Here is a 23,877-nt window from a genome sequence, read left to right as displayed (position 1 = left end):
ATCAGCGACTTACTTGGAGAATGTGGGTTGGAATGGCCAGGAACCTCGACGCAGCGTAGCAAATGACGATGAACTAAATCGTCATTTGGCGGCCAAACCGGTCGCCGGCATACGGCAAGATCGAGGCAAGAATGAAGAACAAGACGGCAATCCCCGCGCTGGCGGCGGTGCTTGCACTGGTCGCCACATCTGCTTTTGGCGCTGTCAAGATCGGTGTGACTCCCGGGGCGCTGGCGGATTCGATCGAGGTCGCCGCCCGCGAGGCCAGGGAAAAGGGCCTTGAGGTCGAGGTGGTCGAATTCAGTGACTGGACCACCCCGAATCTCGCACTGGCGAATGGCGATCTGGACGCCAATTACTTTCAGCATCAGGCCTTTCTCGACAATGCGGTGAAAGAGACTGGTTATGAGCTAAAGTCCGTGGCTCTGGGGATATTGCCGAATATCGGGCTTTACTCGGAAAAGCATGTCTCGCTTGAGGCGCTGCCGGACGGGGCGCGGGTGGCGGTTGCCAACGACCCGGTCAATCAGGGCCGGGGGCTGGTGCTGTTGCAGGCTGCCGGGCTGATCGCATTGCGGCCCGATGTCGGCTGGAAAGCGACGCTTGACGATATCACCGCCAACCCCCGCAACCTGCAATTCGTCGAGATCGAGGGGCCGCAGCTGGTCCGCGCCGTCTCGGACGTTGATCTGGCACAGGGCTACCCGGCCCATTACGTCAATGCCGGGCGCGACGATTTCGCTGGCAGGGCGCTGCTTTACTCCGGGCTTGACGACATCCATTTCGCCATCCGCTTCGTCACCCGGGTGGATAACGCTGACGATCCCGAAATCGCGGAATTCATCAGGATCTATCAAAGCTCGCAGGCGGTACGCGACCGGATCGACGCCTCGAATGCCCATAACCCCGCACTCTATTCGCTGCCCTGGCTTAGCCAGACGGCAGCCAACTGACGGAGACAGCCATGAAACTTGTCACTTTTGCATTTGCCGCCGCGCTGTCGCTGGTCGGCCTGTCCGCCTCGGCCGAGGCGCTTAAGATCGGTGTCGTTCCCGGTGCCTATGGTGATGCCGTGAACGTCGCCGCCGAGGAAGCCAAAGAAAAGGGCCTTGAGGTCGAAGTGGTCGAGTTCAGCAACTGGACCACGCCGAATGTCGCGCTGGCGGCGGGGGATATCGACCTGAACTTTTTTCAGCACCGTCCTTTCCTGGAAAATGCCGAGAAAGAGCGCGGCTATGATTTTGAGGTAGTGGGCCAGGGCATTCTGGCAAACCTTGGGCTATATTCGCTCAAGCATAAAAGCTTTGACGAAATCCCCGAAGGTGGCAGCGTCGCTATCGCCAATGATCCGGTGAACCAGGGGCGCGGCCTGCTGCTGCTGGAAAAGGCCGGCTTGATCAAGCTGAAAGAGGACGTGGGTTTCCTTGGCACGCTTGACGATATTGTCGAGAACCCGCGCAATCTGAAATTCACCGAGGTCGAGGGGCCGCAGCTGGTCCGTATCACCGGCGATGTCGATCTGGCGCAGGGCTATCCGCATTTCATCGTCGCCTCGGGCGCTTTTGACCCGACTTCGGGGCTGATCTATTCGGGCATCGAGGACAAACAGTTCTCGGTTTCCTTTGTGTCGCGCAGCGACAACAAGGATGACCCGCGCATCAAGCAGTTCATCGAACTGTTCCAGCAGTCGCAGGCGGTCAAGGATCAGGTCCATGCCTCGTTCGCCAGCAGTGACAAGCTTTACATCCTTGCGTGGCAAAGCTGATGACGGGTGCGGCAGCAACCCTTGCGCGCAGCGCGGTGACGGAAATTCCCGCCGCCGCTGCGGCCATTCGCAAGGCAGGCACGGTACGGTTCGAGGGGCTGGGTAAGACCTACCGGTCATCGGCCGGAGAGGTGCAGGCGCTCAGCAGCATCGACCTTGACATCCGGGCGGGTGAGATCTTTGGCATCATCGGCCGCTCGGGCGCGGGCAAGTCCAGCCTGCTGCGCACCATCAACCGGCTTGAGCGTCCGACAACCGGCCGGGTTCTGGTCGATGGCGAGGATATCGCCCTGCTCGATGAGGCGGGACTGGTCGCCCTGCGCCGCCGCGTCGGCATGATTTTTCAGCATTTCAACCTGCTGTCCGCCAAGACGGTTTATGAAAACGTCGCACTGCCCTTGCGGGTCGCGGGCGTGGCACGGGACGAGATCACACGCCGCGTTGATCAGGCGCTGGATCTGGTCGGTCTTGCCGGCAAGGGTGGAACCTACCCGTCGCGCCTGTCGGGTGGGCAAAAACAGCGCGTCGGTATCGCCCGCGCGCTGGTCAGCCGTCCCGAGATCCTGCTGTGCGACGAGGCGACCTCGGCGCTGGACCCAGAAACAACGGTTTCGATCCTGCGGCTTTTGCGGGATATCAACCAGCGGCTGGGACTGACCATCGTCCTTATCACCCATGAGATGAGCGTGATCCGTGAAATCTGCGACCGGGTGGTGGTGCTGGAGCGCGGAGAGATCGCCGAACAGGGCGAGGTGTGGCAGGTCTTTGGCGCGCCCCGCCATCCGGCCACGCAGGCGCTGCTGCAACCTTTGCAGCACGGCCTGCCCGAGGATCTGGCCGACCGGTTGCACGAGACCCGGCGCGGTCCCGAGGATCAGGCGGTGGTCGAGCTGACCTTTGCAGGATCAGCCGTGCCGGATCTGGCGCAGCTGACTGAACTGGCCGGAGGCAGGGGGCTGCGGCTTTTATCTTCGCAAATCGACCGCATTCAGGGTCGCGCCATCGGCAAGCTGCTGCTCGCGCTGGGGCCGGGGGGCGATGCAGAGTTTCCGGCGCATCTCGCCGACAGGACAAGGATCATCGGATATGTTGACGACACAGATGGTTGACCGCCTGCAACAGGCGCTTTGGGATACGGTGCTGATGGTCTCGGTCTCGGCCGGGATCGCTGTGCTTGCGGGGATACCTCTGGCAGTGTTTCTGGTGACCTCGGGGTCTGACGGGATCTTTCCGGCACCGAGGCTGAACCGCATTATCGGCACTGTGGTGAACGGATTCCGAGCCGTGCCTTTCATCGTGCTGCTGGTGGCGCTGATCCCCTTTACGCGGCTGGTCGCGGGCACGACGATCGGTGTCTGGGCGGCGATCGTGCCGCTGTCGGTGTCAGCGACCCCCTTTTTCGCGCGGATTGCCGAGGTCTCCTTGCGCGAGGTTGATCCGGGGCTGGTTGAGGCCGCACAGTCCATCGGCTGCCGGCGTTGGGACATCGTGCGCCATGTGCTGCTGCCCGAGGCACTGCCGGGAATTGCCGGCGGGTTCACCATTACCGTTGTTTCGATGATCGGCGCCTCGGCCATGGCGGGTGCTGTCGGTGCGGGTGGTCTGGGTGATGTGGCGATTCGCTATGGTTATCAGCGGTTTGACACCACTGTCATGCTGGTGGTGATCGCGATCCTGATCCTGCTGGTTTCGGCTGTGCAGTTTTCGGGGGATCATGCAGTCAGGCGACTGAAGGCGCGCTGAAATGAATGTGGGGGCTGACTGCCCCCACACCCCCGTGGATATTTTGACACGAAAGAAGGACTATTGCGCCGCCACCGCCGGGCCGGGGCGGAAGTTTGCAACTGTGTGGCGGTCGGGCAGGCGGTCGCCCTGGCCGAAGATCTTGTGGCGCAGCGTGCCTGGTGCGTATTCAGTCTTGAAGCTGTCGCGGGTTTGCAGTTCCGGCACGATCAGATCGGCGAAGTCTTCGTAAGTTTCGGGCGTGGCGAGGCGGGTGAGGTTGAAGCCGTCAATGTCGCCCTCGCGCACCCAGGATTCGAGTTCGTCCGCCACCTCGGTCGGCGTTCCGACAGCAAGGGGGTAGCGCCCGCCGAGCGCGAGCTGGTTGAGCAGATCGCGTTTGGTCCAGCCTCGGCTTTCGGCCAGTTTTGTTGCCGACTGGATCGAGTTCGTCGGCCCGTAAGGGATCGGGTCGTCCAGATCATAGCGCGAGAAGTCGATGCCTGTCGAAGCGGCGAAATGGGCTAGACCAGCCTCGGGGCTGGAATGGGCCCGATACTCAGCCAGCTTTTCCAATGCTGCCGCCGCGCTGCGGTCGGTGATGACGTTGATGCCGATGATGATCTTGACATCCTCGGGGCGGCGCCCGGCAGCGGCGACGGCGGCGCGGATGCTTTGCGCGGCCTTGCGAGCCAGCTGTTTTTCCGGGGCCGAGATGAAGACGCATTCCGCGTGTCGTGCCGCAAAAAGCTGGCCGCGGCCCGAGGTTCCGGCCTGAAAGAGCACCGGTGTTCTTTGCGGCGAAGGTTCCGAGAGGTGCCAGCCCTCGACATCGTAGAAACGTCCGTGGTGGACGACCTTGCGCACTTTGGCCGGGTCGGCATAGACGCGCGCCGCACGGTCCCGGATCACGGCATCGTCGTCCCAGGACCATTCCCAGAGCTTGTAGAGCACCTCGAGATATTCGTCGGCCTGATCATAGCGCAGGTCGTGATTGGTCTGCCCGTTCTGGCCCACTGCGCGTGCGGCGCTGTCGAGGTAGCCGGTGACGATGTTCCAGCCGATCCGCCCTTGTGTCAGGTGGTCAAGCGTCGAGATGCGGCGGGCAAAGGTATATGGGGCCTCTTGGTTGACATTGACCGTGACGCCGAAGCCCAGGTTCTGCGTCACGGCCGCCATGGCCGAGATCAGCAGGATCGGGTCATTGACCGGCAGTTGCACGGATTCGCGCAAGGTCACATCTATCCCACCACCATAGACGTCATAGGTGCCGATGATATCGGCCAGAAACAGCCCGTCGAACAAGCCGCGCTCAAGCGTTCGGGCGAGGTCGGTCCAGTAGTCGAGCCGGGTATAATCTGCCGAGCGGTCGTGGGGATGGGTCCATTGGCCGTGGTTGATATGGCCCACGCAGTTCATGTTGAAGGCATTGACGATAATATGCTTGCCAAGGCGGGCCATTCAGATCGCTCCGTGTCGCGGCGGGTTGATACCGTTCAGGCTGTGATTGCCGACGGCGTGGTATTTCCAGCGCACCGGATCATGCAGCGTATGGGTACGCACGTTGCGCCAGTGGCGGTCGAGGTTGTCCTCGGTCAGCGTGGCAGAGGTGCCGGTCAGTTCGAACAGTTTCGACGTGGCGAGAAGGCCAGCTGTGGTTGTCAGCGCCCGGGCGGCGGCGACGGACAGCGAGGCTTGCGCAACGGTGAACTCGGTCGGATCGGCGATGGCCTCATCGACAGCGCGGCCGGCGCGGTCGACCAGCGCTTCGGCAGCGCGCAGTCGGACCGAGACCTCACCCACACCTGCGACCAGCAGCGGATCATCGGCGGCGCGCTGGACTTTGGCGTCGATCCAGGGCCGCGCGCGGTCGCGGATAAAGGGCAGGGTGGCCGCAAAGGCGCCTTTGCTGATGCCAAGGTCGATCGCCGCATGCAAAAGCTGCGCGAGCGGGCCGATGGGCGTTGGGCGTTCAAAGCTTGCCTGAAACGGAATGACCCATTCGGGACGCACCTCGACACGGTCGAAGGCGACCGAGCCCGATCCGGTGCCCCGCTGTCCAAACCCGTCCCAGTCATCGGTGATGCTGACCTCGGGCGCGTCGCGCGGGATAAAGACGAGCTGCTGACGCTCATCCTCGTCGACGACCAGCGTCGGGATCCAATGGGCATAGATCGCACCGGTGCAGTAGAACTTGCGCCCCTCGACCAGCAGGCGGCCGTTGTCGTGAAAAAGCCGGGTGCGGCGTTTGAAGTCACGCGCGCCGATCTCTGCCAGCGCATTGCCAAAGCGGTGCCCGCTGAGCGCCAGCCTGTCGAAATAGGCGCGCTGCTCTGGGCTGCCACCGCTGCGCAGGACCTCAAGCGCATAGAAATGGTTCTGCGGGATCTGCGCCAGCGAGCCGTCGGCGGCACCGATGATGGCGATGACGCGCGCCAGTGTCACCGCGGATACACCTGCACCGCCGTGTTCGGCCGGTATGGTGATGCCCCACAGGCCCGAGGCCGAAAACGCCTCGAGCTCATCCCAGGGCAGGACGCGGTTGCGGTCGCGGTCCGAGGCGCCGGGTGCAAAACCAGCGGCAAGGCGGTGGGCGGCCTCGATCGCTTCGGCGTCGTCGGTGATCACATGCACGTCGCGGGGCGGAGGAGCGGTTCTAATCATCTCAGTTCCATTGATGGCGGGCAGGCAGGGCACCGTTCAGGTGCCAGTTGCCCAGCAGGTGATATTTCCAGCGCACCGGGTCGTGCAGCGTATGAACGCGGGCATTGCGCCAGATGCGGCCAAGGTTCGGCGCGGCACGGGTCGCGGCCGATCCGGCAAGCTCGAAAAGCTTTTCGGCGGCGTTAAGCGCGATTTCGGTCGTCAGGATCTTGGCTTCGGCCACCGCGACCGAGGCGCGGGCGCTGGCCTCGGCGGTCACCTCGTTGGCGGCGATTTCGTCAAGCAGGCGCGCGGCGTCATGCAAAACCGCGCGTGCAGCCCACAGGTCGATCTGCAACCGCCCGACATCGCCAATGATATAGGGGTCGTCCTGGGCACGCTCGACCCCGGAATCGACCCAGGGGCGGGATTTCTCGCGCACAAAGCGGATTGCCTCGTCCAGGGCTCCGATGGCGATGCCGCTGTCGATTGCCGCCTGGATCAGCTGCGAGACCGGCCCGGCCAGACCCGGCGTCTCGGCCCGCTGCCAGACGGGAATGATCTGATCCTCGCTGATCGGCACATCTTCAAAGATCACGCTGCCCGAGGCGGTGGTGCGCTGGCCAAAGCTTGACCAGTCGTCAATCACACGCACGCCCGGCGCGTCATGGGGAACCCAGATCTGCACGGGGCGGCCCTGTTCGTCATTGGCCCGGGTGGGGATCCAATGGGCAAAAATCGCCCCGGTCGAATAATAGCGGTGTCCGTTCAGGCGCAGCCCCTGCGGGCCACGGCTAAGGCCGGTGGTGTTATGGGTGACCACAGCGCGGCTTTTCTCGGGTCCGGCATTGCCGATGCGGGCGCCGGCAAGCACGTCGGCGAACCAGCGCGCCTTTTGCTCGGGGCTGCCGGCCTCGGTCAACAGCTGGATGACGCCGAAATGGTTCTGCGGGATCTGGCCCACCGAACTGTCAGCCGCGCACAGAATCTCGAACACCTCGGCCAGGGTCAGATAATCCAGTCCCGGCCCGCCATAGGCGCGCGGGACGGTCAGGCTGCCAAGGCCCGAGGCCGTAAAGGCCGCGATTTCGTCAAAGGGCAGGATACGCTGGGCGTCCCGCTCGGCCGCCTTGGGGGCCCAGTCGGCGGCAAGACGGTGCGCAGCCTCCAGCGCCTGTTCGCGGGTCTCGATCCATGCGGGCACGACGGGGACGGGGCTTGCCGCCCCGGGTCGTGCTTGCGGAGGTTGGATGGTCATGGCGGATATCCTGTCCTTGCAGTCTGGCAGGCCCGCGGTTCCGGCATCAGACAACCGCCCCCGTCCTGCCGATTGTGGCGCGGGGGTGACCGGCGTTCTGGCGCTTGGGGTGGGCAGGCCAAATTCACGACTAAGGTTAACGTGATTTCTGGCCGCCGCCATTCCAAAGATCCGGGCCGCAAGAGAACAAGTTTCCCCAGAGAGGCCGCGCGAGAAAATCCATCTGCCCCTGAGAGGGTCGTTAAGGCCGCTATATCGGTTGTTCCGGGGCAGAGATCCGACCTTTTGGGGGTGGCGGCGGCCCAGACCCTGATGCGTTGCAGCACTGAAAAACGGGTGCCGGGACTTGTGGAATAAGCAGGGAAAACGGGGCGATAGCGGGAGATCGCGGGAGGTTTTGGCTGTAAGTCATCCGGGACGACAGAGATAGTCTTTTCTCTGATCTGGGGTGAAGACGGTGATTTTCACCTATTGGGCGGCCCGGCTTTGGAATGGCCGGGCGTGGACCCACCCCCTATGTCTATCACTAGCAATCGAGTCGTCTTTTCGTGGAGAACTCATGTCCGGACCCCGTTTCGCCGCCTTTGCCGGCTCGTGGAGCCAACCCTCGAAAACCCGCATCCTGATCGAAGAGGCGGCCAGCCGCGCCATTGCGCGTTTCGGTGGTAGTGCGCATGTTTTCGACATTTCAGACCTTGGACCGGATTTCGGATCACTGCGCCAGCCGCAGGATGGCCCCCATCAGCACCATATCGACGAATTTCTGGCCGCTGACGCGCTGATCGTCGCAAGCCCGGTCTACAAGGGCAGCTATACCGGCCTTTTCAAACATTTCATTGACCTGATTGATCCCGCTGCGCTGGCCGGCAAGCCGGTGCTGCTGGCGGCGACCGGCGGCGGCGACCGCCATGCCCTGGTGATCGAGCATCAGCTGCGCCCGGTTTTCGGCTTTTTTGAGGCCCATACGCTGGCGACGGGGCTTTATGCCTCTTCGTCGGATTTTGGCAGCGACGGGCTGACCTCAGAGGCGGCCATTGCCCGTCTTGATCGTGCGGTCAGCCAGTTTGCCCCGCATCTGCCCCGCTTTCAAAGCGCGCCCCTGCGCGCTGTCGGTTAATCCCTGTCCGAGTGGTCCGTCATGAGCAATGCCAAGAAAAAACGTATCATCCTCAATGCCTTTGACATGACCTGCGTCAGCCATCAGGCGGCGGGGACATGGCGGCATCCTTCCAGCCAGGCGTTGCGCTATAACGATCTGGAATACTGGACCAATCTGGCCATCGAGCTTGAGCGCGGCCATTTCGACGCGCTCTTTATTGCCGATGTCGTGGGTGTCTATGACGTCTATCGCGGCTCGGCCGAAGCGGCGTTGCATGACGCGGCACAGGTGCCGGTAAACGATCCCTTTGGTGCGATTTCGGCCATGGCGGCGGTGACCAGGAACCTTGGCTTTGGCATCACCGCGGCGGTGACGTTCGAGCATCCCTATCTGCTGGCGCGCCGTCTTTCGACGCTGGACCACCTGACCAAGGGGCGCGTGGCATGGAACGTGGTTTCCTCGTATCTTGACAGTGCGGCGCGCAATATCGGACTGGACCGGCAGATTGCCCATGACGCCCGCTATGATCTGGCCGAGGAATATATGGAGGTCACCTACAAGCTGTGGGAAGGCAGCTGGGAAGACGGGGCTGTCCTGCGCGACAAGGAAACCGGCGTTTTCACGGACGCAAGCAAGGTTCATCCGATCCGGCATGAGGGCGAATATTTCAAGGTGCCTGGCTTTCACCTGTCAGAACCTTCGCCGCAGCGTACCCCTGTCATCTTTCAGGCAGGTGCAAGCTCGCGCGGGCGGCAGTTCGCGGCGCGCCATGCCGAGGCGATGTTCGTGCTGGCAACCTCGCCCGAGACGGCGCGCAGGCTGACCGATGCGATCCGCGCCGAGGTGGCAGAAGCAGGGCGTGAGCCGGACGCGCTGAAGATCTTTACGCTTCTGACCGTCATCACCGGCCCGACCGACGAGGCGGCGCAGCGCAAGTATGAGGAATATCTCAGCTATGCCAGTGCCGACGGTATGCTGGCGCTTTACGGTGGCTGGACCGGGCTCGATTTTTCGTCCCTTGACCCTGATACCCCGCTGACGGCGGTCGAAAACGACAGTCTGCGCACGACGCTGGAATCTCTCGCCGCAGATGGCGAGGCCTGGACGGTGCGCGATGTGGTCCACCGCCGCGCGATTGGCGGGCTGGGGCCGGTGCTGGTCGGGGGTCCGCAGACCATCGCGGATGAGCTTGAAAAATGGGTCGATGAAGGTGGCGTGGACGGGTTCAACCTTGCTTATGCGGTAACCCCGGCCTCGACCACCGATTTCATTGACTTCGTGGTGCCGGAACTGCGCAAGCGTGGCCGGGTACAGACCCGATATGCGCCGGGCACGCTGCGTGAAAAGCTGCTTGGCGAACAGGATGGCCGGGTGCGTGACAGCCACCCCGCCGCGCATTGGCGCCAGTATTACATCGGCCGTGAAAGCGTCGCCGATGCCAGCCGGCCCACCGCATTTGATGGAAAAGAGCTGCATCGCACGGAGGCTGCGGAATGACGACCCCCGAGATTTTCTGGTTCCTGCCGACCTCGGGCGACACGCGCTATCTTGGCACTTCGGATTTCGGTCGCCCGCCGACCAGCGCCTATCTGCGCGATATCGGCACCACCGTTGACAGGCTGGGCTATGACGGCATGCTGATCCCGACCGGGGCAAGCTGTCTTGACCCCTGGGTCGTCGCGGCGGCGCTTGCGCCGGTGACGCAGCGGGTCAAACTGCTGGTCGCATTGCGTACCTCGATCAGCGGTCCGACCGTCGCGGCGCGGCAGGCGGCTGCTTTGGACGAGGCGCTGGGGGGACGGCTGCTTTTGAACGTCGTGCCGGGCGGTGACCCGCGTGAGCTTGCGGCTGACGGCGCCTTTTTCAGCCATGACGGCCGGTATGAGAACGCGGATGAGTTCCTGACCGTCTGGAAACGGCTGATGGAGGGCGAGACGGTCGATTTCCATGGCCGCCATGTCCGGGTCGAGGGCGCCAGAAACTTTCATCCCGGCCCGCAAAAGCCCTGGCCTCCGCTATATTTCGGCGGCTCGTCCGAGGCCGCGCATGAGCTTGCCGGCAAGCATGTCGATGCCTATCTGACCTGGGGCGAACCCCCGGCGGCGGTCGCGGAAAAGATCGCCGATGTGCGGGCGCGGGCGGCAAAGCATGGCCGCAAGGTTCGCTTTGGCATCCGCCTGCACGCCATCGTGCGCGAGACCGAGGCCGAGGCATGGGCCGCAGCCGATCGCCTGATCAGTCGTCTGACAGATGAGGACATCGCCCGGGCACAGGCGAACTATGCGAAAATGGATTCAGTCGGGCAGCGTCGCATGGCGGCGTTGCACGGGGGTCGCCGCGACAAGCTGGAGATTGCGCCAAATCTCTGGGCCGGGGTCGGACTGGTGCGTGGTGGTGCAGGCACGGCTCTGGTCGGCGACCCCGGCACCGTGGCAGCACGGATGCAGGAATATCAGGATCTGGGCATCGAGACCTTTGTCATGTCCGGCTATCCCCATCTTGAAGAGGCGATCCGCTTTGCCGAACTGGTCTTTCCCCTGCTTGGCAAGGATGCCGTGACCTTGCAGCGCAGCAGCCAGACCGGCGGTGCGTTTGACATTCGCGCCCGTGCCGCTTCGTGACGATCTTGTGAGAAAATCATGACCTTTCCCGTCATTGACATGCGCTGCCGCCCGGCATTCCTGCACGACTTTTTCGGCAGGACCCCGGGAACGGCGGATTACGATACCGTGCGCTGGCTTAACCGCCGTGTCGGCACTCTTGGCGATGATGAGCATTTTACCCGCTCATCCACGCCCGGGGGGTTTCTGGATGAGGTCCGCGACGCTGATCTGACCCGTGCAGTTGTCGTTGGCCGCCACACGCCCAGTCAGCATATTCCGAATGATGAGATTGCGCGTATCGTCGACCTTGATCCCGCGCGCTTGACCGGCATTGGCTCGGTCGATCCGGTCATTCAGGGCACGGATGTGGCCATTGCCGAGGCGCGTCGCGCCATCCAGACGCTTGGCCTGCGCGGTATAGGTGTCGAGCCCGGCTTTGGCACCCCGCCCCGGCATCCCGACGACCCCGCCTATCTGCCCGTCTATGAATGGGCCGAGGCCGAGGGCGTCCCGATCTTTGTGATGAGCGGGCCGACCACGCCCGACCCGCGCTTTAACGATCCGGCCGGGCTTGCGGCGGTGGCGCGCAATTTTCCCAAGCTGAAAATCGGTGTCTTTCACGGCTATTGGCCGAATGTGCAGGACATCCTTGGCCTCGCATTCCGCTATGAGAACATCCATGTCATCCCTGACATGTATCTGTTTCAGGCGGGCGGCGGTGCCTATGTCGAGGCGGCGAACGGCTTTCTGGGCGATCAGCTGCTGTTCGGCTCGTCCTATCCCTTCCGGCCGATCCGTCAGAGCATTCAGGACGCTGTCCGGCTGGGACTGCGCGAGGATGTCCTGCCGCGCTTTTTCCACGATAATGCCGTAAGGTTGCTTGGCCTCGGCCCGGCCTGACGCGAAGGAGCCCAGATGACTGCGACATCTTTCGATCGACTTGATGCCCGTATCCGCGCGGCGATTGCCGAAATCGCCGCCGGTCGGCTGGTTATCGTCACCGATGATGAGGACCGCGAGAATGAGGGCGACCTGATCGGTGCGGCCTCGGCCATGGGGGTGCGCGAAGTGGCCTTTATGGTCCGCCACACGACCGGCATTCTTTGCGCGGCCATGGACCCGGCGCGTTGTGCGGCGTTTGATCTGCCGCCGATGGTACAGGGCAATCAGGACCCGAACGGCACCGCCTATACTGTCAGTTGCGATGCGGCGGCCTGCGGCACCGGTGTTTCGGCCGAGGACCGCCTGCTGACCCTGCGCACCCTTGCCGGTCGTCCCGATCCGGCGGCCTTGCGCCGCCCCGGCCATATGTTCCCCCTGCGCGCCCGCCCCGAAGGCGTTCTGGCCCGGCCCGGCCATACCGAAGCCGCGTGGGAACTGGTGACCCATGCCGGCCTGCCCGGTGTTGGCGTTCTGGCCGAACTGGTCAATGATGACGGCAGCATGATGCGCGGCCGGGCACTTGAAGAGTTCGCACAGCGCCATAATCTACCCATTCTTGCGATCACCGAACTTGTCGCATGGCGTCGTGCCCTGGCGGCCGAGGCCCCGCGGATCGCCGAGGTGGCATGAGCGCGCCTGCCAATAACCCCGCCGAAACTCCGGTCGTTGCCATTATCGGCGGCGGCTTTACCGGGGCCAGTGTCGCCTGGCATCTGGCCCGTGCCGTGACGGCCCCGGCACAGATCGTGGTGATTGAGCCGCGTCCGAAACTGGGGCAGGGGCTGGCCTATTCGACCGCCGATCCCAGCCATCGCATCAACGTTCCCGCCGCGCGCATGACCATGGATTGCGCGGATGACGGCGGTTTGCAGAAATGGATCGAGGCAGCGCGCCCCGATCTTTCGCCGGGCACCGAGGCCGAGGGCGGCGGGCTTTTCCCGCAGCGCGGACTGGTGGCCGACTACGTCAGCGACAACCTTGCGCCGCTGCTGGCTTCTGGGCAGGTGCGACATGTACAAAGCGTCGCGACCTGGGTCCATCGCGGCGAGCGTTTTTGCATCTTTTGCCAGGACGGCACCGAGCTTGAGGCCGATCTGCTGGTGATCGCATCGGGTCATCCGCCGCCCGGCATCCCTCAGGCGTTTCGCGATCTGGAGGGCTCGCCCCGGCTGATCGCCGACAGCGCGCAGGCGGGGCGGATATCACAAGTCGCAGCAGAGGATGGCGAGGTGCTGGTGGTCGGCACCGGACTGACCGCCGCCGACGTGATCGCAAGTCTTGACCGGCAGGGCTTTCAGGGTCGCATCACGGCGCTATCGCGGCGTGGGTTGCGTTCGCGCGGTCATGTTTTCGGCTACCCCGAGTCGCCCTCGGACTTCGCAACCCGGCCTGCCCGCAGCGCGCTTGAACTGCTGCGCAATATCCGCGCCGCCGTGCGTCTTGATATCGGGGCCGGGCTGCCCTGGCAGGCGACGCTTGACAATGTGCGCCGGGACGGACCCGCGATCTGGGCGGCGCTGGATCTTGCCCAACGCGCGCGGCTGCTGAAAAAGCTGCGGGTCTGGTGGGACGTTCATCGGTTTCGCATAGCGCCGCAGGTCGCCGGGGTTCTGGACCGGCTGATCGACCATTCGCGGTTGCGCATCCTTGCCGCCCGGCTGCTGTCGGCGCAGCAGGATGACACCGGCCTTTGGGTCGAATGGCGTACCCGGGGCGGCAAGACCGGGCGCGGGCGTTTCGACAGGGTGATCCTTGCCACCGGCCCGGCACATGACAGCATCTTGCATAGCTCGCCTGTCCTTGCCTCGCTGGCAGATGCCGGGCTGGTCAGGCCGGATGCCCTGCGGTTGGGGCTTGACGTGACCGAGGGGTGCCTTGCGGTCGGCAGCAACGGCCAGCCGACGCCCGGCATCCTTGTGGCTGGTCCGCTTGCGCGCAGCCATGTGGGCGAGCTGATGGGCGTGCCCGAAGTGACCGCCCATGCCGAGCTGGTTGCCGCGCGTCTGGCCGCAAGTCTTGCCCGCGCTGAGCGCAGCTTGCAGGACGCCGACCTCTGATCCTCTGACCGCCATCTTGCGCATTACAGCCCCTGCCATGCAGTCGCATGGTGGGGCTTGTCACGTTTTGCAGACCGCAACCGGGCATAGAATTATTTTCTTCATCCAGCACGAGATTTGGAACCCAAAAACTCGACTAACATGATAGATATTTACTGGAAGGAGAAAGCCCATGATTCGCACATTACTTCTCCCCGGTCTTGACGGTTCGCCTGCGCCGCATTGGCAACACTGGTGGGCACAAACCGATCCGAATTCGGTGATGGTCGAGCAGGCCTCGTGGTCACGACCCTCGCCCGACCAATGGCTGACCGAGATCGCCGGCGCTTTGCTGGCGCATCCCGGCGCGGTTCTTGTCGGCCATTCGCTGGGGGCGATCGCGGCGGTCAAGCTGCTGTTGCAATGGCCGCAGCTCAAGGTTGGCGGGGCGTTGCTTGTCGCCCCGGCCGAGCCCGGCCGCGATCCGCGCACTGCGGTCTTTGGCAAGATCCCCGAAGCACCGCTACCGGTGCCGACCATCGTGGTTGCCAGCCGCAACGACAGCTGGATGGAGTTCGACCGCGCGCGCGATCTGGCGCGGGTGTGGAGGGCGTCTTTTGTCGATCTGGGCGCGGCGGGGCATATCAACGTCGCCTCGGGTTATGGGCCCTGGCCTCAGGGTCGCCTGCTGCGCGCGCTTTTGCCCGAGGTCGCGACCGAGACGATTGCGAAACAGATGCCGCCCCGGCCCGTGCCGGTGCCGCAAGGCTGGCTGAAACAGCCGGCGCTGCAGGTTTGACGCCCCCCAAAGCAGATCGAAAGGACCGACCGATGTATGGCACCGCTTACGACCCGGGGTTCATCGCCTTTCTTTCCCAGGAAGGTGAAGTGCTGTCCGACCGCGAAGAAAGCCGGCTGGGCCAGGCGCTCGCCGTGTTCTGGGCTTTGGTCTTTCTTTGTCTGATGGTGATGTGATGGACGGTCAATTCTTGCAGGACGGCAGCCGTCATATTCTTATCATCGGCGGCGGCGCCAGCGGTGTGCTGGCCGCCGCCCATCTGTTGCGCAACAATCCCGCGCTGCGCATCAGCATGATCGAAAAATCCCGCACTCTGGGTTGCGGCATCGCCTATTCGACCGATAATTCCAATCACCTGCTGAACACGCGCGTTCATAACATGAGCGCCTTTCCCGACGACCCCGAGCATTTTCTGCGCTGGCTGCATGACGCAGGCGCCGCACCTGAGGCTACGCCGGATTGTTTCGTTGGTCGCTCGACTTACGGGCGCTACCTCGAAAGCCTTTTGGCGACATGGGGCCGGGACCGGCTGACCTGCCGCCGTCAGGAATGCCTGCGCCTGGAAGAGGGGCCGGGCAGCGTGCGTGCCGTGCTGGACGATGGCAGCACCATTACCGGCCACCTCGCCATTCTGGCCACCGGCCATGCCGTGCCCCAGCACCCGCCACAAGGGATGCGCGGTGGCTGGGACTTTACCCCTCCGGCCAGTGCGGACACCGATGTCGTAATCGTCGGCACCGGGCTGTCGATGGTCGATCATGTCGTATCTCTGCTGGGGCGCGGGCATCGCGGGCGCATCACCTGCCTGTCGCGCCGCGGGCTTTTGCCGCGCGCTCATGCCACAAGTCACGCCGCGCCCATCGCGACGGATGAGATCCCGCTGGGCGCCCCGGTCAGCCAGGTACTGTGCTGGCTGCGCGCGCGCATTCGCGCGATCGGGGCCGAGGGCCTTGGCTGGCGTGATGTGCTGGACGGGCTGCGCCCCCATGTCAGTGCAATCTGGCAAAGCTGGGACGAAGATAGCCGCCGCCGCTTTCTGCGTCATGGCGCCTCGTGGTGGGAGGTTCATCGCCACCGCATGCCGCCCCAGTCCGCGGCGCTGATCGGAGCAGCGCGAGAGCGTGGCCAGTTGCAGGTCCTGAAAGCGCGCTTCCGTCAGATGACGCCCGAGGGGGTCGAGGTCCTGACTGCCGGGGGGCCGCGTCTGCAGCCTGCGGGTCATGCCATCGACTGCCGTGGCATCCGCCGCGACCCCGAGACTGACAGTGCCCCGGTTGTGCAAGAGCTGATCACCAGCGGACGGGGGCGGCTTGATGCGCTTCGACTCGGGCTGGACACGACGCGTGATGCGCGGCTGATCGCGCGTGACGGCACCGTGTCGCAGCGGGTTTTCGCCATCGGCCCCTGTGCCCGCGCTGCGCTGTGGGAAATCACGGCGATCCCCGACATTCGGGTGCAATGCGCGCGGCTGGCGGATCTGTTTGACCGGCTGCCCGAGACCGTGGGCTAAAGCACGCAGGGCCATGATGCCTGCCATTGCCAAGCAAAGGACAAAAGCCCAGAGCCCTGCCGCTGACCCTTGGGTGCGGCGGGGCATCGCCATTCTGGCACAGGCTACAGCCGCCGGGACAGGGCGCTGCGCAGCAGGCTCTTGCCTTCGCGCAGGGGCAGGCACAGGGCAGAGGGGATCGTGCCAGGTCGCAATTGTTCAGCGATCAGCGCCATCTGCTGGCGGGAGTTCAGTCCTGACCAATCCTGCGGCAAAAGCAGGACCCGCAGCCGTTGCAGGCGCGCGCGGTCGTTCGACCAGATCGCATACCAGCGTGGCCCGGCGCGGCGAATGTTCCAGTCCGGCTCCGGTAAAAGAAGAGCGTCGGGCATTACCGGCCCGGAGCGGCTGGTTGTCAGAAAGAAAAGGCGGTCGATCAGGGTATCAGGGGGTTGCACCATGGCGGGCGCCTCCGCTGGGCGAATTGACCGGTTCGACCTCGGCGCGCCACAGCTGCCGGTTCCGGCCCCGCATGAAATCCGCCACCGTCGAACGCGGCGAATGGGTCAGGATGCTCAGCGGGATGCCGTTCACACTAGGCACCTCACCCGTCCTGCGGTCGATGAGGCGCACAGAAAACAGCTGCTCCCCTTCGGCCCTGGTTTCGGCTCCGTCGGTGGCGATGAACTGGTTCATGTGCATGTTCTCCCGTTCGCAGATTCGTTCAGGGTGTCATTGCTGCAGGGAAGTATAATACACGATTGAACAGATCGGCAATATAGTTATTCTAGCGCCTGTCGAAGAAGCCGATTCCCCGGACGCGAAAAGGGCGAAAACAGAAATGCCGGATCTGGACCTGATCGACCGCAAGATTGTTGCGGAACTTATGCATGATGCGACCCTGCCGATATCGCAGATCGCCGAAAAGGTGGGCCTGTCCCAGACGCCCTGCTGGAAGCGGATCCAGAAGCTTGAGGCGCAGGGCGTCCTGACCGGGCGGGTGGCGCTGGCCGATCCGGCCAAGCTTGGCTTCGGCATACTGGTCTTTGTCGAGATCGAGGCCCCCAACCACTCGATGGAATGGCGCGAGGAATTCACCCGTGCCACGTCAAGCCTGCCCGAGATCATGGAGGTTTATCGTATGGCCGGGCGCATGGATTACATGCTGCGCGTGGCGGTGCCGGACATGGCGGCCTTTGATCAGTTCTACAAACGGCTGACGGATGCGGTACCGATCAAGAACGTCACCTCGCATTTCGCGATGGAGCGTATCCGCTTCAGCACCGCCTATCCGGTTGATACCCGCAACCGCTAGAAGGCGATCACGCGGTTCCGCGTTCGGATCGTGCCCAGCGATAGCCGACGCCCGGCTCGGTCAGGATCAGTTCCGGTCGGGCCGGGTCGCGTTCAAGCTTTTGACGCAACTGGCCGATAAAGACGCGCAGATAGGGCACGTCATCGACATGGGCCGGCCCCCATACCAGTTGCAAAAGCTTGCGATGGGTCATCACCCGCCCGGCATTACCGGCCAGCGCCGCAAGCAGGTCGAACTCTTTGGGCGTCAGTCGCAGCAGCTCGCCATCGCGGCTGACCTGATGGGCGGTAAGGTCGATCAGCAGCCCGTCCTGACTGATCACCTCGGTGCGGGCGGTGCGGCGCGGACGCAGGCAGGCGCGCATCCGCGCCAGCAGCTCGCCGATGCCAAAGGGCTTGGGCACGAAATCATCCGCACCTAGATCCAGCGCCATGATCTTTTCCATTTCCTGATCATGGGCCGACAGCACGATAACCGGCAGGTCCAGGCGCAGCCGCAGCCGCTCGATCACCTCTTTGCCGTTCATGTCGGGCAGGCCTAGGTCAAGGATCATCAGATCGGGCTCTTGCGCCATGGCCTGGGCCAGCGCCTCGGCCCCCGAACCGGCAAGGCAGATGTCATAGCCCGCTGCAACCAGCGCATGGCCAAGAAAGCGCTGGATCTGCGGCTCATCATCGACGACGAGGATAAGCTGACGTTCCCTCATGCGGCGGCCTCCGGGATTGGCAGGCGCAGCGCAAGTTTTGCGCCCGCGCCATCGCGGGACGCAGTCAGCCGCCCCCCCAGCGTCCGGGCGATGCCCTTGCAGATCGGCAGCCCCAACCCGGCCCCCGCAGGGGCGCCGGTCAGCCCGTCCTGACCCAGCCAGTATGCGACCGCAGGCGGCAGGCCGGGGCCATGGTCCAGAACGGCAAGGACCAGCTCATCTCCATCGACCGTGCCGGTGACGCGGATCGGGCCGGGGGCATATTTCACCGCGTTCTCAACAAGGTTAAAGACTGATTGCTCAAGCAAACCCGCCTCGGCCCTTATCATGGGCAGATCGCCGGTCTCGGCAAGGATCTGGGCATCGGGCCATGCACGGCGGGCGCGGGCCACCGCCGCCTGCGCAGCATCGCCCGCATCGACCCAGGTCATCTGCGCTGCAATCCCGGCGTTAAGCCGGGTAAGCTGCAGCAGCTTTTCGACATAGCGGGCCAGCCGTTCGGCCTCTTCCTCGATTGCTGCCAACAGATCGGCCTGCGAGTCGGGCGGCAAGGTCACGCCCAATTCGCGCAGGGTCGTGACCGCGCCAAGGATCGTTGCCAAGGGCGTACGCAGGTCATGAGACAGCGAGGCAAGCAAGGCTGCCCGCGTTTCTTCGGCGGCCGCGCGGCGGCGCTCGGCCTCGGCGGCCTGGGCCAGGGAAAGGCGGTGCAGGGCCTGTTCGGCCTGACGCAGCATGACTTCGATCGTGCGCTCGCGCAGGTCGCGGTCACGGCGGTCGGGTGCCAGCCGGGCGTGGCCCAACACCGGGCCGGGGCTGCCTTCCACCTGTAAAGGATAAAAGCTGAGGCGCTGCCCATTCCAGCCCTGAGCGGGGGCCAGCTCGGCACGGCCATGGCGAAAGGCAATGTCCGCGGCATCAAGTTCGCGCGGTTCGGGGGCATAGCCTTCTGGCAACGCGGCGATCAGATGCAGTCCATTGCCCTGCGGAGCAAGAGCGACCGCCGGTCCTTCGGACAGACGGTTGAGATGGCGCAGCACGATCCGCGTCACCTCGGCGGGCCCGGTCACGGCGGCAAGCTCGGCGCTTGCCTGTGACAGCATCTCCAGTGCTGCGGCACGGGTCTTGGCGGCCTCGACCTGTTCGCGCAGCCGTCCCGCCAGCAGCCCGGTCAAGCTGGCCGCCAGCAGGAACACAGCCACGGTCACCAGATCATGCGGGCGAGAGATGTGCAGCGTGAAATGCGGCTCGACGAACAGAAAGTTAAAAGCGGCGATGGCGCCAAGGGCACTGGCAATTCCGACCCAGAAGCCAAAGGCGGCGGCATTGATCAGAACCGCGGTCAGAAACAGCAGGATCGAGACATTCTCGGGCAGAAACTCGCGCAGCTGCCCCGCCGCCAAGGCCACCAGCGCCAACAAAAGCGCCGCCCCCAGCACTCCGCCGGGGCGCGGCGTGGTCATCCAGCGACGGTCGTCGGGGGGCAGGCGGGGCGGCTCAAAACTTTCCATGGCAGGATCTGGCGCGAGGGCCGGGCGCTTGTCCATGGTCTTTATGGAATCCTTACGCGCCGGGCAATCTTCCCTGTCGATCCCTTACGCCGCTTTGCGCCACCTTGCGCGCTCGGGCCGGACGACTTCCGGTGCAATAAGGCGAAACCATGGCAAGTGTGGATACCCAAATCGCTGACACCCAGCCGCGTCGAGCGGGGATGATGTCGCTGTCTCTGGCGGCTCTTGGCGTTGTTTACGGCGATATCGGGACGTCGCCCCTTTATGCCTTTCGCGAGGCAATGGCAGCGGCAGGGGGCCCCCCCCGGGGGGGGGGGGGGTTATGCCTTTCGCGAGGCAATGGCAGCGGCAGGCGCCACCCATGGGGGCGTTGCGCGTGAAGATGTGCTGGGTCTTTTGTCGCTGATCCTCTGGACACTTCTGCTGATCGTGACGGCGAAATATGTGCTGATCCTGCTGCGCGCTGATAACGAGGGCGAGGGCGGCACACTGTCGCTGCTGGCGCTGGCACAGCGCGCCATGGGACGGCCGAACCGGCTGATTCTGGTCCTTGGCCTGATCGGAGCGGCGCTGTTTTACGGCGATGCAACGATTACGCCCGCGATCTCGGTCCTGTCGGCGATCGAGGGGCTTAAGCTCGTCACGCCGGGTGTTGATCCTTACATCCAGCCCATGGCCATCGCCATCATCATCGGTCTGTTTCTGGTGCAAAGCCACGGCACACAGGCGGTGGCGCGCTGGTTCGGGCCGATCATGCTGATCTGGTTCATGGTCATGGCGGCAGCGGGGCTGAACTGGACCATCCGTAATCCGGATGTGCTTGCCGCGCTGAACCCCATACATGCGCTGAATTTCGTTCTTGGTAACGGCCGTCTTGGCCTGATCGTTCTGGGCGCGGCCTTTCTGGCCGTGACCGGGGCCGAGGCGCTTTATGCCGACATGGGCCATTTTGGCCGCAAACCCATTCAGCTTGCTTGGTTGTTCGTGGCTTTTCCGGCGCTGGCGCTGACCTATTTCGGGCAGGGTGCGCTGGTGCTCAGCAACCCCGCCGCGATGGTGAACCCGTTTTTTCACCTCTTTCCCGGCTGGGCGCTGTTGCCGGTGGTGATCCTGGCCACGATGGCTACGATCATCGCCAGTCAGGCGGTTATTACCGGCGCCTATTCGCTGACCCGTCAGGCGGTGCAGCTGCGTATGCTGCCGCGCATGAAAATCCGCCACACCTCGGACGAACATGAGGGCCAGATCTTTGTGCCGGGCGTCAATCTGTGGCTGATGATTGCCGTGCTGGCGCTGGTGATGACCTTTGGCAATTCGTCGGGCCTTGCCTCGGCCTATGGTATCAGCGTGACCGGGGCCATGGTGGTCACGGCGATCCTGGCCATGGTCGTGGCGCGCAAGCACTGGGGCCTGCCGCTCTGGGCGTCCATCGGCATGATGCTGCCCTTTCTGGCGCTGGACCTGACCTTTCTGGGTGCGAACCTGATCAAGATCAGCGACGGTGGCTATGTGTCGCTTGGCATTGCCGCGACCATGCTGATCCTGATGACAAGCTGGATGCGCGGCACCGCCATTGTGCTGGCCAAGGATCGTGAGGCCGAGCTGCCGATGGCCAGCCTGCTTGAGCAGGTGAACAGGTCAGGCTCGATTGCCACGGTGCCGGGGACGGCGGTGTTTCTGACCTCGACCCCCGATCTTGCACCTTCGGCGCTGCTTCATAGCCTGAAGCATTTCAAATCGCTGCACGAGCAGAACGTGATCCTGACGATCACAACGGCCGAGGTCCCCCGGGTGGCCCAGACAGAGCGCGTGCGTATTGAGGAAATTGATGAGCGTTTCCGTCGCGTCGAGCTGATCTATGGCTATGCCGAGGAGCCGGATGTCCCGCGCGCCCTGCTGCAATGTCGCCGTCAGGGGTGGAAGTTCGACATTATGGCAACCTCTTTCATCCTGTCGCGCAAGCGCTTGCGCATTGCCACCCGCAGCCGCATGCCGGGCTGGCAGGGGCGGCTGTTCATCACGCTGTCGCGCAACGCTGCCGGGGCCTCGGACTATTTCCGTATCCCCGCCGGGCGGGTGGTCGAGATCGGTGCCCAGATGAATATCTAGGTGCATGCCCGCGGCGGGGCGGACCTGCCGCGGGCCTCAGCTATCGGGAAAGCCGCGAAAGCTGGTATAGGCAGGCAGGTCCTCGCGCGCAGTGCGCACCTGGTTTTCGGGTGCCTCGTGATCGGGAAAACCCAGCGCGATGCCGCAGACGACCATTTCCTCGGCTGCCAAATCCAGCAGCTGATGCACGGTCGGGCCGTAATTTGCCAATGCACCGATGCCGGTTGCGCCCAGTCCGCGCGCCTCAGCCGCGAGCAGAAATCCCATCAGGCACATGCCCAAATCCATGAAACAGCCCGCACCCATCCGGCGGTCAATGGTGACGACCACCCCGACCGGAGCGCCGAAAAAGGCATAGTTGCGGCGGAATTGCTGCCGTCGTCCCTCAAGGTCGCGTCGCGCGATACCCAGCGCCTGATACAGCGCATAACCTGCCGCGCGCTGGCGTTCGCGCAACTCGGGCGGCATCGGTTCGGGGAACCATGAATATTCCGTGGCCTCGGGCACGCCAGCCCCGATCGCCGCGTCGATCCCGGAGATCAGATTACGCAAAGGGGTGCCGGTCAGGACGTGAAAGCGACCGGGTTGCAGGTTGGCCCCGCTGGGGGCCGTGCGCGCAAGGCGGCAGATCTCTTCAATCTCGGCGCGCGGGACCGGCTTGTCGAGATAGGCCCGGATCGAGCGCCGGCGTCGCATAAGAGAGCCGAAGTCCTGAACCATTCCCGTCCTGCCCTTGTCATGGGTGATGCGGGCGCAACCTGTCGGAAGCGCCGGTGCGGGTCAAGTCGCCGCCCGGTCTTGCCTTTTACTGCCAGAGCGGTTTTCAGCCTTGTTCAACGATGCCCGTGACAAGGGGATACCGATGCGATTGCTTGCCAATACCGGCTTTCTGTTCGCCGACCTGCCGTTTCCCGAACGTCTTGCAGCCGCCTCGGCCGCAGGTTTCGACGGGGTCGAGTTCCATGACGAGGTCCAGCGTCACGATGCCTCTGGAATCGCTGCTGCGCTGGATGAACTGGGGCTTACGGTCGGCGGGCTGAATATCCGCATGGGTGACAGTTTCGGCTGTGCTGCTTTGCCGGGGCATGAGGCTGACTTTATTGCCGATCTGACGGCTGCCCATGTTGCGGCCGTGGCGGTCGGGGCGGGGGCGATACACGTTCTTGCCGGGCGCGGCGCGGGTGACGAAGCGGTCTTTCGCGCCAACCTGCGCCGTGCCCTTGATGCCACCGACCGGCTGATCCTGATCGAGCCGATCTGCGCCGAGGCGGTCCCCGGCTATCACCTGTCACGGCTGGATCACGGACTGGAGCTTGCCGACCTGTTCGGGCCACGCGTCCGGGTCATGTTCGACTGGTTCCATGCCGCGACCGAACTGGGTCCCCAGAACGCCGCCGAGGCGCTGGCCCGCCACACGGCCTTGATAGGCCATGTGCAGGCGGCGTCATGCCCCGGTCGCAACGAGCCCGAGCCTGAGGTCCTGCACCGCTTTGCCGATACGGGTTGTACGGCGGCAGGGCTGGAGTATCGACCGCTGATCACGCCGGCTGACCATCTGGCGCGCCTGCGTGCCGCGGGTATCTGATCCACCCGGGGGGGCAGCACTTTTTTTGCGTGGGCATCGCTTTGGTCGCGAGCGGGCGGCGTAATGATCATGGGCCATGCGCAAAGTGATGCGCGGTATGCATGGTCCCGGCCGCAGCCTGACCCGTGCTAAACCAGTCATAGCCCGGAATGGAAACCCCCGCCCGGGTGCGATCCGGGCGGGGCGGGCCGGGGTTGGCAGGCCGCTACTCGATCTCGATCATGAGATCTTTTGCGTCGATCTGTTCGCCTGGCCGGACGTGAAGGGCTTTCACCACTCCGGCGCGGTCGGCGTG

General features: G+C 64.1%; 25 protein-coding genes. 17 read left to right on the top strand and 8 right to left on the bottom strand.

Annotated elements, in window-relative coordinates; translation table 11 throughout:
• Positions 1–131: 131 nt before the first annotated feature.
• Genes PARACOCCUSGL_RS0116585 through PARACOCCUSGL_RS0116570 form a run of 4 tightly spaced genes read left to right on the top strand, consistent with a single transcriptional unit; the run spans position 132 to position 3,508 of the window.
• Positions 132–953 (top strand): MetQ/NlpA family ABC transporter substrate-binding protein, encoded by an 822-nt coding sequence (locus tag PARACOCCUSGL_RS0116585; protein ID WP_010398965.1) that lies wholly within the window; start codon positions 132–134, stop codon positions 951–953.
• An 11-nt stretch (positions 954–964) separates the two neighbouring features.
• Positions 965–1,765 carry a MetQ/NlpA family ABC transporter substrate-binding protein gene (locus PARACOCCUSGL_RS0116580; RefSeq protein ID WP_010398962.1) on the top strand — a complete coding sequence of 267 codons (801 nt, stop codon included), beginning with the start codon at positions 965–967 and terminating at the stop codon, positions 1,763–1,765.
• On the top strand, positions 1,765–2,874 hold the full coding sequence (locus PARACOCCUSGL_RS0116575; protein ID WP_083825853.1) for a methionine ABC transporter ATP-binding protein: 1,110 nt from the start codon (positions 1,765–1,767) through the stop codon (positions 2,872–2,874). Before PARACOCCUSGL_RS0116580 ends, PARACOCCUSGL_RS0116575 begins: the two co-directional genes overlap by 1 nt.
• Positions 2,852–3,508 (top strand): methionine ABC transporter permease, encoded by a 657-nt coding sequence (locus PARACOCCUSGL_RS0116570; RefSeq protein WP_010398958.1) that lies wholly within the window; start codon positions 2,852–2,854, stop codon positions 3,506–3,508. The genes PARACOCCUSGL_RS0116575 and PARACOCCUSGL_RS0116570 overlap by 23 nt, the downstream gene beginning before the upstream one ends.
• Before the next feature lie 60 nt (positions 3,509–3,568).
• Here PARACOCCUSGL_RS0116570 and PARACOCCUSGL_RS0116565 read toward each other — a convergent pair whose 3' ends face one another.
• The 3 genes from PARACOCCUSGL_RS0116565 to PARACOCCUSGL_RS0116555 are packed head-to-tail and all read right to left on the bottom strand — an operon-like array spanning position 3,569 to position 7,388.
• A complete protein-coding gene (locus PARACOCCUSGL_RS0116565) occupies positions 3,569–4,948 on the bottom strand; it encodes an LLM class flavin-dependent oxidoreductase (protein ID WP_010398957.1) in 1,380 nt (459 codons plus the stop codon).
• Entirely contained in the window at positions 4,949–6,151 is a 1,203-nt protein-coding gene (locus tag PARACOCCUSGL_RS0116560; protein ID WP_029372506.1) for an SfnB family sulfur acquisition oxidoreductase, read from the bottom strand. It lies immediately after the preceding gene.
• Position 6,152: 1 nt separating this feature from the next.
• Entirely contained in the window at positions 6,153–7,388 is a 1,236-nt protein-coding gene (locus tag PARACOCCUSGL_RS0116555; protein WP_010398953.1) for an SfnB family sulfur acquisition oxidoreductase, read from the bottom strand.
• Positions 7,389–7,947: 559 nt separating this feature from the next.
• Here PARACOCCUSGL_RS0116555 and PARACOCCUSGL_RS0116550 point away from each other — a divergent pair.
• The 9 genes from PARACOCCUSGL_RS0116550 (at position 7,948) to PARACOCCUSGL_RS0116510 (ending at position 16,377) form a co-directional block, all read left to right on the top strand.
• The gene (locus PARACOCCUSGL_RS0116550; RefSeq protein WP_010398951.1) at positions 7,948–8,505 is read left to right on the top strand and encodes an NAD(P)H-dependent oxidoreductase; all 558 of its coding nucleotides are present in this window, start codon (positions 7,948–7,950) and stop codon (positions 8,503–8,505) included.
• A gap of 21 nt (positions 8,506–8,526) precedes the next feature.
• Positions 8,527–9,984, top strand: a complete 1,458-nt coding sequence (locus PARACOCCUSGL_RS0116545) for an LLM class flavin-dependent oxidoreductase (RefSeq protein ID WP_010398949.1) — start codon at positions 8,527–8,529, stop codon at positions 9,982–9,984.
• Positions 9,981–11,108, top strand: a complete 1,128-nt coding sequence (ssuD, locus tag PARACOCCUSGL_RS0116540) for an FMNH2-dependent alkanesulfonate monooxygenase (RefSeq protein ID WP_010398947.1) — start codon at positions 9,981–9,983, stop codon at positions 11,106–11,108. The genes PARACOCCUSGL_RS0116545 and ssuD overlap by 4 nt, the downstream gene beginning before the upstream one ends.
• A gap of 18 nt (positions 11,109–11,126) precedes the next feature.
• Positions 11,127–11,990, top strand: a complete 864-nt coding sequence (locus PARACOCCUSGL_RS0116535; protein ID WP_010398945.1) for an amidohydrolase family protein — start codon at positions 11,127–11,129, stop codon at positions 11,988–11,990.
• Between the two features lie 15 nt (positions 11,991–12,005).
• The gene (gene ribB / locus PARACOCCUSGL_RS20780; RefSeq protein WP_010398943.1) at positions 12,006–12,662 is read left to right on the top strand and encodes a 3,4-dihydroxy-2-butanone-4-phosphate synthase; all 657 of its coding nucleotides are present in this window, start codon (positions 12,006–12,008) and stop codon (positions 12,660–12,662) included.
• Complete coding sequence (locus PARACOCCUSGL_RS20775) at positions 12,659–14,089, top strand: FAD/NAD(P)-binding protein (RefSeq protein WP_010398942.1); 1,431 nt, start codon at positions 12,659–12,661, stop codon at positions 14,087–14,089. The genes ribB and PARACOCCUSGL_RS20775 overlap by 4 nt, the downstream gene beginning before the upstream one ends.
• A gap of 172 nt (positions 14,090–14,261) precedes the next feature.
• Complete coding sequence (locus PARACOCCUSGL_RS0116520) at positions 14,262–14,867, top strand: alpha/beta hydrolase (RefSeq protein ID WP_010398940.1); 606 nt, start codon at positions 14,262–14,264, stop codon at positions 14,865–14,867.
• 32 nt (positions 14,868–14,899) lie between these two features.
• A complete protein-coding gene (locus tag PARACOCCUSGL_RS22065; protein WP_010398937.1) occupies positions 14,900–15,043 on the top strand; it encodes a hypothetical protein in 144 nt (47 codons plus the stop codon).
• Positions 15,043–16,377 carry an FAD/NAD(P)-binding protein gene (locus PARACOCCUSGL_RS0116510; protein ID WP_010398934.1) on the top strand — a complete coding sequence of 445 codons (1,335 nt, stop codon included), beginning with the start codon at positions 15,043–15,045 and terminating at the stop codon, positions 16,375–16,377. Before PARACOCCUSGL_RS22065 ends, PARACOCCUSGL_RS0116510 begins: the two co-directional genes overlap by 1 nt.
• Positions 16,378–16,481: 104 nt before the next feature.
• Here PARACOCCUSGL_RS0116510 and PARACOCCUSGL_RS0116505 read toward each other — a convergent pair whose 3' ends face one another.
• Positions 16,482–16,817 (bottom strand): hypothetical protein, encoded by a 336-nt coding sequence (locus PARACOCCUSGL_RS0116505; RefSeq protein WP_010398933.1) that lies wholly within the window; start codon positions 16,815–16,817, stop codon positions 16,482–16,484.
• Positions 16,801–17,052: a hypothetical protein gene (locus PARACOCCUSGL_RS0116500; protein WP_010398931.1), complete on the bottom strand. Its 252-nt coding sequence runs from the start codon at positions 17,050–17,052 to the stop codon at positions 16,801–16,803. The genes PARACOCCUSGL_RS0116505 and PARACOCCUSGL_RS0116500 overlap by 17 nt, the downstream gene beginning before the upstream one ends.
• Positions 17,053–17,197: 145 nt before the next feature.
• Between PARACOCCUSGL_RS0116500 and PARACOCCUSGL_RS0116495 the strand changes: the two genes are divergently transcribed.
• Complete coding sequence (locus PARACOCCUSGL_RS0116495; protein ID WP_010398928.1) at positions 17,198–17,671, top strand: Lrp/AsnC family transcriptional regulator; 474 nt, start codon at positions 17,198–17,200, stop codon at positions 17,669–17,671.
• A 7-nt stretch (positions 17,672–17,678) separates the two neighbouring features.
• Here the strand turns inward: PARACOCCUSGL_RS0116495 and PARACOCCUSGL_RS0116490 are convergent, their stop codons facing one another.
• Both PARACOCCUSGL_RS0116490 and PARACOCCUSGL_RS0116485 read right to left on the bottom strand, forming a co-directional pair.
• Positions 17,679–18,377: a response regulator gene (locus tag PARACOCCUSGL_RS0116490; RefSeq protein WP_010398925.1), complete on the bottom strand. Its 699-nt coding sequence runs from the start codon at positions 18,375–18,377 to the stop codon at positions 17,679–17,681.
• Positions 18,374–19,924, bottom strand: a complete 1,551-nt coding sequence (locus PARACOCCUSGL_RS0116485) for a DUF4118 domain-containing protein (protein ID WP_010398923.1) — start codon at positions 19,922–19,924, stop codon at positions 18,374–18,376. Before PARACOCCUSGL_RS0116485 ends, PARACOCCUSGL_RS0116490 begins: the two co-directional genes overlap by 4 nt.
• A gap of 113 nt (positions 19,925–20,037) precedes the next feature.
• Between PARACOCCUSGL_RS0116485 and PARACOCCUSGL_RS22470 the strand changes: the two genes are divergently transcribed.
• Both PARACOCCUSGL_RS22470 and PARACOCCUSGL_RS0116480 read left to right on the top strand, forming a co-directional pair.
• Positions 20,038–20,268, top strand: coding sequence for a KUP/HAK/KT family potassium transporter (locus PARACOCCUSGL_RS22470; protein WP_369750426.1), 231 nt, complete (start codon positions 20,038–20,040; stop codon positions 20,266–20,268).
• The gene (locus PARACOCCUSGL_RS0116480; RefSeq protein WP_010398919.1) at positions 20,228–21,997 is read left to right on the top strand and encodes a potassium transporter Kup; all 1,770 of its coding nucleotides are present in this window, start codon (positions 20,228–20,230) and stop codon (positions 21,995–21,997) included. Before PARACOCCUSGL_RS22470 ends, PARACOCCUSGL_RS0116480 begins: the two co-directional genes overlap by 41 nt.
• 36 nt (positions 21,998–22,033) lie before the next feature.
• On the opposite strand, the gene PARACOCCUSGL_RS0116475 is transcribed toward PARACOCCUSGL_RS0116480, so the two are convergent.
• Positions 22,034–22,717: a nitroreductase gene (locus PARACOCCUSGL_RS0116475; RefSeq protein WP_010398917.1), complete on the bottom strand. Its 684-nt coding sequence runs from the start codon at positions 22,715–22,717 to the stop codon at positions 22,034–22,036.
• A 142-nt stretch (positions 22,718–22,859) separates the two neighbouring features.
• Between PARACOCCUSGL_RS0116475 and PARACOCCUSGL_RS0116470 the strand changes: the two genes are divergently transcribed.
• A complete protein-coding gene (locus PARACOCCUSGL_RS0116470; RefSeq protein ID WP_010398914.1) occupies positions 22,860–23,582 on the top strand; it encodes a TIM barrel protein in 723 nt (240 codons plus the stop codon).
• The last annotated feature ends 295 nt before the right edge of the window (positions 23,583–23,877 follow it).

The sequence above is a fragment of the Paracoccus sp. TRP genome, assembly GCF_000185925.1.
GTDB lineage: Bacteria > Pseudomonadota > Alphaproteobacteria > Rhodobacterales > Rhodobacteraceae > Paracoccus > Paracoccus kondratievae.
Note: the sequence above shows the minus strand (reverse complement) of the source record. Positions and strands in the feature narration are given on the sequence as shown.